Annotated in this window: 9 protein-coding genes; 4 read left to right on the forward strand and 5 right to left on the reverse strand. The window is 69.6% G+C overall.

What is annotated here, in order from left to right; all coding sequences use genetic code 11:
- Window positions 1-14: 14 nt before the first annotated feature.
- Entirely contained in the window at window positions 15-644 is a 630-nt protein-coding gene (locus tag ABTZ89_RS30450; protein ID WP_270950588.1) for a superoxide dismutase family protein, read from the reverse strand.
- A gap of 181 nt (window positions 645-825) precedes the next feature.
- Here ABTZ89_RS30450 and ABTZ89_RS30455 point away from each other — a divergent pair, with 181 nt between their 5' ends.
- Window positions 826-1,758 (forward strand): DMT family transporter, encoded by a 933-nt coding sequence (locus ABTZ89_RS30455; protein ID WP_351051152.1) that lies wholly within the window; start codon window positions 826-828, stop codon window positions 1,756-1,758.
- A gap of 84 nt (window positions 1,759-1,842) precedes the next feature.
- On the opposite strand, the gene ABTZ89_RS30460 is transcribed toward ABTZ89_RS30455, so the two are convergent.
- Together ABTZ89_RS30460 and ABTZ89_RS30465 are read right to left on the reverse strand one after the other, a co-directional pair.
- Complete coding sequence (locus tag ABTZ89_RS30460; protein ID WP_351051155.1) at window positions 1,843-2,988, reverse strand: S8 family serine peptidase; 1,146 nt, start codon at window positions 2,986-2,988, stop codon at window positions 1,843-1,845.
- Window positions 2,989-3,181: 193 nt separating this feature from the next.
- Window positions 3,182-6,391: a right-handed parallel beta-helix repeat-containing protein gene (locus ABTZ89_RS30465; protein WP_351051158.1), complete on the reverse strand. Its 3,210-nt coding sequence runs from the start codon at window positions 6,389-6,391 to the stop codon at window positions 3,182-3,184.
- A gap of 223 nt (window positions 6,392-6,614) precedes the next feature.
- Between ABTZ89_RS30465 and ABTZ89_RS30470 the strand changes: the two genes are divergently transcribed.
- Window positions 6,615-7,406 carry a sensor histidine kinase gene (locus ABTZ89_RS30470; protein WP_351051161.1) on the forward strand — a complete coding sequence of 264 codons (792 nt, stop codon included), beginning with the start codon at window positions 6,615-6,617 and terminating at the stop codon, window positions 7,404-7,406.
- 6 nt (window positions 7,407-7,412) lie between these two features.
- Here ABTZ89_RS30470 and ABTZ89_RS30475 read toward each other — a convergent pair whose 3' ends face one another.
- Both ABTZ89_RS30475 and ABTZ89_RS30480 read right to left on the reverse strand, forming a co-directional pair.
- Window positions 7,413-7,658, reverse strand: coding sequence for a DUF397 domain-containing protein (locus ABTZ89_RS30475; protein ID WP_351051163.1), 246 nt, complete (start codon window positions 7,656-7,658; stop codon window positions 7,413-7,415).
- 8 nt (window positions 7,659-7,666) lie between these two features.
- Window positions 7,667-8,509, reverse strand: coding sequence for a helix-turn-helix domain-containing protein (locus ABTZ89_RS30480; RefSeq protein WP_351051166.1), 843 nt, complete (start codon window positions 8,507-8,509; stop codon window positions 7,667-7,669).
- A 111-nt stretch (window positions 8,510-8,620) separates the two neighbouring features.
- Here ABTZ89_RS30480 and ABTZ89_RS30485 point away from each other — a divergent pair, with 111 nt between their 5' ends.
- Window positions 8,621-8,833: an HC3 family zinc finger protein gene (locus tag ABTZ89_RS30485; RefSeq protein WP_351051169.1), complete on the forward strand. Its 213-nt coding sequence runs from the start codon at window positions 8,621-8,623 to the stop codon at window positions 8,831-8,833.
- Between the two features lie 90 nt (window positions 8,834-8,923).
- Window positions 8,924-9,193 (forward strand): hypothetical protein, encoded by a 270-nt coding sequence (locus tag ABTZ89_RS30490; protein ID WP_351051172.1) that lies wholly within the window; start codon window positions 8,924-8,926, stop codon window positions 9,191-9,193.
- Window positions 9,194-9,380 lie beyond the last annotated feature (187 nt).

A 9,380-nucleotide genomic window follows, 5' to 3' on the forward strand; every position in this document is an offset into this window, starting at 1 on the left:
GCTGACCACCCAGGTTAGAACGAGGCGTTGAGGCAGGCGAGGCGGTCTCCGGCGGTGCCCGCCTTGCCGGGTTCGGTGTGGGTGTGCGACGAGTGGATCACGAAGGACTTCGCGTCCTGGCGGGTGTCGAAGGACCAGTTGCCGTCCGCGCTGGTGCTGGCGTTGCCCTGCGCGTCGGTGTGGAAGTCCAGCCACACCTCGTTCTTCGGGTTCGCGAAGGCCGGGTCGACCGACGGCTTGACCGGGTCCGCCTTCTCCTGGAAGTGCGGGCCGGCGTCCTCGCCGGTGGGGCCGCAGGGCTTGGTGTGCACGTGGGCGCCGTACTCGCGGTTGGGCACCAGGCCCTTGAGGTCGACGGTGATCTTGGTCTGGCCGCCGCTCCGCTGCGAGGTCAGGTTGATCTGCGCGCCGTCCGGGACCAGGGCGGGGTCGTAGGTGACCGCCTTGGCGTCCGGCTTGTACGGGCCGAAGGTCGCCGAGGCCTGCTTGGCCGCGGCGGTCTGCCCGTGGGTCGGCGGGTGTTCCTGGGTCGGCTGCCCGGCGGGCGGGGGCGTGGGCTGGCCGCCGCCGCACCCGGCGACCAGCGCGACCGCCGCGCACGCGCCGAAGATCGAACCGAGCAGTCGGGTCCGCTGCTGAAGCATTGGTATCTGTCCTTATCCGTCACCGGCCGTAGCGGTGTCGATTCTGCCCGTGATGTCTAGTTCGCTGCCACGGGCATGGCGTGAAGTGGCATCCGGAGTGCCCGATTTCGAGCCTAGGGTGGTGCGCCGCGGGTGTCGTGTCACGTGAAACGGGGTCGGGGACGCTCGATAGGTTGAAATCATGGCGTTGGCGCGGGGTGCGGACCGGACTTGGTTGGTGGCGCTGGCCACCGCGATGTGGGGCACGGACGCCCTGTGGCGGCAACCCCTCGCGACGGCGCTCCCCTCGGCCAGCGTGGTGTTCTGGGAGCACGTGATCATCGTGCTGCTGCTGACGCCGCTGTTGCCCCGCGCGTGGCGCGCGCTGTTGGCGTGCGGACCGCGCGAGCGCATCGCGATGATCGCCGTCGGCGTGGGGTCGTCGGCGTTGGCGACCGCTCTGTTCACCACGGCGTTCCAGGTCGGGGACCCGGTCACGCCGCTGGTCCTGCAGAAGTTGCAGCCGATCTTCGCGGCGGTGGCGTCGTTCGCGCTGCTGCGCGAGCGGTTGACCGCGCGGTACTTCCTGTTCGCGGTCCCGGCGCTGCTCGGGGCGTGGTTGCTGGCGTTCGAAAACCCGCTGCACATCGAGGTTTCGCAGGTCCTGCCCGCGTTGTTGGCCCTGGGTGCGGCGGCGTTGTGGGCGGCGGGAACCGTGCTGGGCAGGTACGTGAGCAGTCGAATTCCCGCTCGGGACGTCACGGCGCTGAGGTTCTCGATCGGCCTGCCCGCGGCAGCGGTGGTCCTGCTGCTCAGCGGCTCGCCGGTGACGGTCGGCTGGGACAACGCGTTCGGGCTGGTCCTGCTGGCGCTGATCCCGGGACTGATCGCCTTGGGGCTGTACTACGTGGGTCTGAGCACCACGCCGGCGGCGCGGGCGACGTTGGCGGAGCTGGCCTTTCCGGCGACCGCGGCGATCATCGGGGTGTTCGTGCTGGGCGCGGAGCTGAGCGCGACGCAGTGGATCGGGTTCGTGCTGGTGGTGGCGATGGTCGCCGGACTCGGCTGGCACGAGCGCGTCAGCCGCGTGAAGGTCGTCGAACTCCCGGAATCCGAACCCAGCCCGACGCGCTGAGAGCGGACTTTTCACAGGTCAGGTGCCGTGAGCCTTTTGTGGCGCTATGGCACCAAAAAGTGCTCACGGCCCTGACCGGACTGTTCAAGGGGCGGTGCGCCAGCGGCGGTTCCGGCCTCGGGGGATGACGATGGCCAGGGCTGCGGCTGCGCCGATCACCAGGGCTGCGGAGATTGCCAGGATCGCTGCGGTGGTGGACGGGGTGGGGTCGGTCGGGGGCGGCATGTGGACCGCTGCCGGGATGGCGGGCGGTTTTCCCGCCGCAGCGGGGAGTTCCGCGGTGACCGCCGTCGCCGGGTCCACGACTCCGCTGCCCAGGAAGGAGTGCGGGGCGCCGCCTGGTGGCGGGTAGGCGGTGTCGCGCAGGCGGCGGGCGAGGTCCTCGGTGGTCAGGTGCGGGCGGTAGGAGAGGGCCAGGGCTGCGGTGCCGGAGACCTGGGCGGCGGCCACCGCGTCTCCGCCGGAGATGAACAGGCCGTTGCCACCGGGGCCGACGCCGGTCATGGCTGCTCCGGGGGCTGCCACGTCGACCTTGATCTGGGGCTGGGCGGATCGGGTGGGAGAGCCGTCCGGTGCGGTCGCGGCCACCGACAGGGCCTCGGGGTAGGCGGCCGGGAACGCCTGGACGGCTTTGTCGCCGTCGCCGGTCGAAGCCGGGGCCACGACCAGTGCACCAGCTGCTGCGGCGTCGCGGACTGCTGAGGCCAGCGCATCGCTGGGCTCGGTGGCCGCCGCGGCTACCGAGATGACGCGCGCACCGCCGGCCACCGCTGTGCGGATGCCGTTGGCCAGACCATCGGCGGTGGCGTTTCCCCGCTGGTCGGTGGCTTTGACGGCCAGGATCCGCGCGCCCGGTGCGACTCCGGCGAAGCCGCCGCCCGGGTGCGGAGCGGCCGCGATGATGCCCGCGACGAACGTGCCGTAACCGACGCAGTCCGGGCCGGATCCGTCCACCCGCCCGGCCAGGGCCGAGGACGTGGCGTCGACCCCGCTGCCGACGACGGCCACGGTGACACCGGTGCCGTTCCCGTGCTGCCAGGCCCGCTCCGGTTGGAGCTGGGCCTGGGCCCACGGCTTCTCAGCAGTATCCACTGTGGACGCGGAGCGGCACCCGTCGTAGGACGAGAGCGCCTGCGGGATCGCCGGCAGCTCCGGCGCGGCGACCGCGGCCGGAGCCGAAAGTGCCGACGCGGCAACGAGAGTGGTCAGTACCAGGGCGCCATTTCGCACCCCTCGAAGCTAAGCGACCAAGAGCTTCCCCGGCACGTCCCGGAACGGGGAGGGAGCACCTACCGGTGCCTTCACCCGTTCCGGTACTTCCGCCGTCTGCTGTTCGGTGTCTCGGAGCGCAGTTTCAATTGAAACTGCAAATCCCAGGCACGGCGGATCACAGTTTCAATTGAAACTGCAGACCTCCGGCGTGTCAGACGGGTAGGTCTTCCGGGTGGATGTTTCGGAGGTCGGTGAGGGTTGGGGTGGGGAGGGTGCTGAGGCGGCCCGCTTGGCGGGTCATGGTCGTTTCGAGCAGTTGGCGGGCGTAGCGGGCGTTGCCGAAGTTGCGGTCGCGGGGCAGCTCCTCGAAGTGGCGGTGCAACGCCGCGAGGACGTCCTCGCCGCACTCGTAGCCGTTGGTGAGCGCGTTGCGGTCGAAGATCTCGGTCAGCTCCGCCGCGGTGTAGTCGGCGAACTCGACGTGGCGGGAGAAGCGGGAGCCCAGGCCCGGGTTGGTGGCCAGGAAGTCCTGCATCTCCGCCGAGTAGCCCGCCACGATCACCACGACCTCGTCGCGGTGGTCCTCCATCAGCTTGACCAGCGTGTCGACGGCTTCGCGCCCGAAGTCGTTGCCACCGGCGGAAGTCAGCGCGTACGCCTCGTCGATGAACAGCACGCCACCGCGCGCCCGCTCGAACGCGTCGCGGGTCAGCTGCGCGGTGTGGCCGATGTACTTGCCGACCAGGTCGGCGCGGCTGACCTCGACGAGCTGACCGGTCGGCAGCACCTCCAGGTCGGCCAGCACCTCGCCGTAGAGCCGGGCCACCGTCGTCTTGCCGGTGCCGGGCGGGCCGGCGAACACCAGGTGGTGGCTGATCTTCGGCGTCGGCAGCCCCGCTTCGGCGCGACGCCGGTTGGCCGCCAGCAGGTTGACCAGGTCCTCGACCGCCGACTTCACCGCCGGGATGCCGATCATCTCGCGCAACCGGCTCAGCGCCGTCGGCTTGTCCGGCTCGGCGGTTTCGGGTTCGGCGCCGACGTCGGCGGGCAGCATCCGGGACAGCTCGTCCTGGTCCACCGAGGGCAGCCCGGCCAGCCGGACCGCTTGCCGGTCGATCATCTCCTCGAACAGCTTGCGGGCCGCGCGACCGTTGCCGAAGTCGGAGCCTCGGTGCAGCCGCCCGAAGTAGCGCTGCAGCGCCTCGCGGGTGCCGTCGCCGAGTTCGTAGCTGTGCGCCTGGCACATCCGCTCGACGATGGTGACCAGCTCGGGCACCGAGTAGTTCTCGAACTCGACGGTGCGGTTGAAGCGGGACGCCAGACCGGGGTTGGAGGCCAGGAACCCGTCCATCTGCTCGGAGTACCCGGCGGCGATGACCACCACGTCGTCGCGGTGGTCCTCCATCAGCTTGACCAGCGTGTCCACCGCTTCGCGGCCGAAGTCGGGACCGCCGCCGCCCTGCGCGTTCAGCGTGTAGGCCTCGTCGATGAACAGCACACCGCCGAGGGCCTTGGTGAACGCCTCGGTGGTCTTGATCGCGGTGCCGCCGACGATCTGCGCGACCAGGTCGGCGCGGGCCACCTCCACCAGGTGGCCGCTGCGCAGCGCGCCGAGCGAGGCGAGGATCTCGCCGTAGAGGCGGGCGATGGTGGTCTTGCCGGTGCCGGGCGGTCCGGCGAAGATCAGGTGCCTGCTCATCGGCAGCGCCGGCAGTCCGGCGGCCTCCCGCCGCTTGGCCATCTCCGTCAGGTTCACCAGCGTCGTGACCTGCTGCTTCACCCCGTCCAGGCCGACCAGCGCGTCGAGTTCGGCCAGCGGTCCGGCTTCCGCGTCGCTGGTGCCGGCGTTGTCCCTGCTGTCCAGGTTCTCGATCTCCAGCCGGTCGCCGCCGGAGCTGTCCGGGGTGCGCACCCCGGATCCGCCGTTGCCGGTGGCGGTGCAGTTGGTGACCGCGACGGGCTCGGTGGTCTCCACCCGGACGCCGTCGCGGGTGTTGTCGACCAGTTCGCAGTCCTCCAGCGTGGCGCGTCCGCCGCTGCCCACCAGCACACCGTGCCCGTCGTTCTTGACGACCTTGCTGCGCAGCACGGTCAGGTCCGCGTGGTCGGCGATGGTGATGCCGTCGCCGGTGCAGTCGCGGACCTCGCACTCCCGCAGCATCCCGGTGCCGCCCTTCTCGACGGCCACCCCGGTTGCCGCCCGGATCACCGCGCGGTCCACGGACGGATCGGCGTCCTCGCCGATGCGCAGGCCGGTGCCCGCGACGCCGCCGATCTCGACGTCCTCCAGGCGTCCGTGCCCGCCGCCGAACACCGCGATGCCGTCGCCGCGGACGTCGCGCACGGTGATCCGGCGCAGCATCGGGTTCGCCCCGGCGCGCACGGTGATCGCGGTGCCCTCGACGTCGTCGACCTCGAGCCGCTCGAACTCCGCGACGGACTCGTCGGTGAGCACCACGCCGTCCTCCGCGCAGTCGCGCACCGAGGTGTCGCGGAAGACCGGCCCGGCCAGCTCGCCGACCTCGATCGCGGCCTTGCGGGTGCCGAAGATCCGCAGCTCCTCGTAGCTGCCCTTGGCCTTGTCGGTGATCAGCAGGCCGTTGGCCTTGGTGCGGCCGACGCGGCAACCGGTCACCACCGGTTCGCTGCCGCCCAGCACCACCAGGCCGTGCTCGCGGGTGGCGGTGAACGAGCAGTCCTGCAGGGTCGGGCGGCCCTGGCTGTTGATGTAGGCGCCGATCGCCACGTCCTTGACCGAGGTGCCGCGAATCGTGGTGCTGCTGCTGGCTTCCAGTGCGATCGCGGGCTTGTCGGTGCGGGAGATCTGGCAGTCCTCGACGGTGCCGCGGGAGTCGGCGTTGGCGCAGACCCCGTTGCCGCGGCTGTCGCGCAGCACACAGCGGCGGATCATCGGCGCCGCGCGGTCGCTGATCACGATCGCCGAGCTGCCCAGGTGCTCGACCACGCAGTCCTCGACAACGCTGCCCGCCTCGGAGGTGTCGACGATCCCGGCTCCCGCGGAGTTGGTGACCCGGCAGTCGCGCATCGCCAGCGAACCGGATTCGCGGGCCAGCACGGCGGTCCAGGCCGAGCCGGTGACCTCGCAGTCGTCCATCGCCGCCTGCCCGCGCGGAACGTCCACAGTGGGCAGTTCGGGGTCGCGTCCGCGCAGCACCAGCCCGCTGAGCTGCACCGCTTCGGACACCACGCGCACCGCGCTGCCGCGCACCGGGGACAGCTCCACGGTGCGCGAACCCTCGGCCGCGATGATGGTGACCACCTTGGTGATCACCAGGTTCTCCTGGTAGCGGCCGGGGTGCACCGAGATGACCGACCCGGGGCGGGCCTGCTCCAACGCCGCCGCAATGGTCCGGTGACCGTCGGATCCCTCCGCTCGAACGGAAAGCACAGGCCGCGCCACGATGAATTCCTCCAGTCGCCGACCCGGGCGCACCCGGATCCGCTTGAGTAGAAACGGTGTTCCCAGCCTGCCTCGCGCGCTCGGGCGGCGTTAGTCCCAACAACGTCGCGCGCGGACCCCTATTCATGGGACTCCCGGCGCGCGGTTAACGGGAGGTTGAATGGAGGTACTGATCGGTGGGGGCAGCCGGCGAGCGCAACAGACGTGACCGAACGTGGCCAGGGTGAGCAGCGGGCTGGTCGCGGCCTGCTTGGCGTCGAGCGCGACCGGCTGGCTGCTGGGCCGCTGGACGCGCCGCTACCCCCGGGCCGAACTGCGCTGGCTGCGCCAGGAGCTGACCGCGACCAGCAACGCGCTGATCGAAGCCGAGCAGGAGCGCGCCGACCTCCGCCGGGCGCAGCGCGAGCTGATCACCGCGATCTCCCACGAGATGCGCACCCCGCTGGCCGGAATCCGCGCCGCAGCGGAGGCCCTGCAGGACGGCGTGGCGCAGGAACCGCAGCGCTACCTGGACGGTCTGATCGGCGGGGCGCAGCGGCTGAACAGGGTCACCGGCGATCTCTTCGAGCTGGCGCGGTTGCAGGTCGATACCGTCGAGCGGACCCCGACGCGGCTGGCCGACCTGCTGGATTCCGCGCTGGCGGCGGCACTTCCGGTCGCGCTGGAGCGTGGGGTGCGGCTGCACGGCGTCGGCCTGGACAGCGCGACGGATCCGGTCCGGGTGGACATCGCGGTGCTGACGCGGGCGTTGGCGAACCTGGTGATGCACGCGGTCCGGCACACGGTGCCCGGCGAGCCGGTGACGGTGACGGCGATGGTGTCGGGCGACGAGATCGAGGTGATCGTCGTCGACGGCTGCGGCGGAGCGGCGGACTTCGAATCCGCGCTGGAACCGGCGGACAGCGGCCTGGCGATCACCCGCGGCCTGATCAGAGCCCACGGCGGAGAAGTCCGGGTCGACCAGGTCACCGACGGCTGCCGCTTCACCACCCGCCTTCCCGCTGGCCTCACCTGAGCTGCACTACCAGCGACGATCCCGCAATCCAGAGACGAACGCCGCCCACTGACGACGGGGGAAGGCCAGCACGGCCCCATCCCGGTCCTTCGAGTCCCTAACCCCGACCACCTCAGGGTCTAACGACACCTCAACGCAGTTTCCTTGCCCGGCGCTTCGGCTCGACGTCCGCCAGCCCACCTCAACGCAGTTCTGCGCTCCGTTGCTGCGGCTGGATTTGCGCCAGACCATCTCGTCCGTTTTCCGCAGCATGATCACTCCTAGCTAAGCGCTGCAATCTCCCGATTGATCAGCGACAACGTGTCCCTGTCGCTGATCGCGGCTACCCGCAATCGATCGAAAACCAGGCTATATGCGCGGGTGTGCTGCGGTCGAGACAAGTAATCGGAGCTGGTCAGGCTCTCGATGTAGGCGATGTCCGAGTTGGCGTGCTCGAGGTGGAGGAGGGTAAAGGCGATGCCGAGTCCCGCGTGAGCTCCGCTCTCCAGCGGGACCACCTGGATCGTCACGTTGTCCAGTTCCGCGAGGGAGCGCAGCCGCTCCAGCTGAGCCCGATGAACGTCTCGATCGCCGACCCGTCGCCGAATCGCTTCCTCTCCGAGCACGACCCACAGCAAGGGCGGGTTCGAGCCGAAGAACCTCGCCGAACGTTGTTCGCGTGACTCCGCCATCGCATCGACGTCGACCGAAGGAACTACGACCGAGGCCGAAAGCAGTTCGCGAGCGTAGTCAGCGGTCTGCAGGACTCCCGGGATCGTGTCGCCGTAGAACAACTTGATCTCAGAAGCACAGGCCTCAAGGTGCACGTACTTCTTTGCCCAGTCCGGCACGCGCGCTGGCGGGATCTTGCGCCGCGCGTCCTTCGCCATCTCGAGGACCCTGTCGACCGACTTCTCCTTGGCCCCGTAGAGCGCGACCATGGCCTGAACGTCCTTATCGGACAGCTTGCTCTCGCCCGTCTCGATCTTGCTGACCTTGTTGCGGTACCAGCCGAGGGCTGCCGCAGCTTCGTCCGCGGACAGGTCAGCGTTCTCACGAAGTTCGCGCAGCTCTGCCCCGAGCACGAGCCGCTGCACCAGTGGGCCTGGGTCGTTGCTGGTCATGCGCACAAGTCTGCCTTCCCTCTATACGGCGAACATCACGACTTCCACTAGGAACCCAACTGGGAATCCTAGTACGGTTCCCGATATGAGGCCGTTGATCAGGAGGTTCTGATGCCTGGCTACTTGACCTACGTCTGGCGCCCGGTCACCGGTGGTCGCCACGCTTTTCCCATCGCGGCAACGAAATCTCCACCAGAGGACACCGTCGAGGCCTACTGCGGAGCAGAAGCCGAGGCCTCGGAACTCCACGACCGGTCCGAAGTGGACTGGATACGGGAGCAGACCTGCATGAACTGCTGGCGCGTCCTCGCCGCACAGCCCTGACGTCTACGTGAGTGGCGATGGTTGCTCTTACCACCATCCGCACTCACGAAACCTGACCAGCCACAACACCGCACTAGGAAGGACATAGCCATGTTCTGGATTCAGCTGAGCACCTTCATCCTGTTCAACCTGCTCATCCTCGCCCTGCTCCTCACTCGCATCCCCGTCCCCGGACTCCGCCTCGCCACAGGTCAGCACGCAGGCACAGGAGACGGCGAATACACCGTCTGGCACCTCATAGCCGACATCGAAGCCGAAAACCGAGCCATACCCCCACAACCGCCAGCAGAACCACAACCCCAGTTCCCCGACTTCGACCCCGACGGCCAACCCACCGGTCGCCACCACCTGCGCATGTGAACGGTCGTGAGTGCGAAAACCGGCTTCAACCGGCTTTTGCACTCACGACCCACCGACCGGGTCGGTGCGGCACGACATCCCCCGGCCACCGCCGCGCCGACCCACCCCGGGGGGGGGGGGGGGGGCGCGCGCCCCCCCCCCCCCCCCCCCCCCCCCCAACACAAGGAGGCAGACGAGCGGAGAGAAA

It is taken from the genome of Saccharopolyspora sp. NPDC002686, from assembly GCF_040295745.1.
GTDB classification, from domain to species: domain Bacteria; phylum Actinomycetota; class Actinomycetes; order Mycobacteriales; family Pseudonocardiaceae; genus Saccharopolyspora; species Saccharopolyspora oryzae.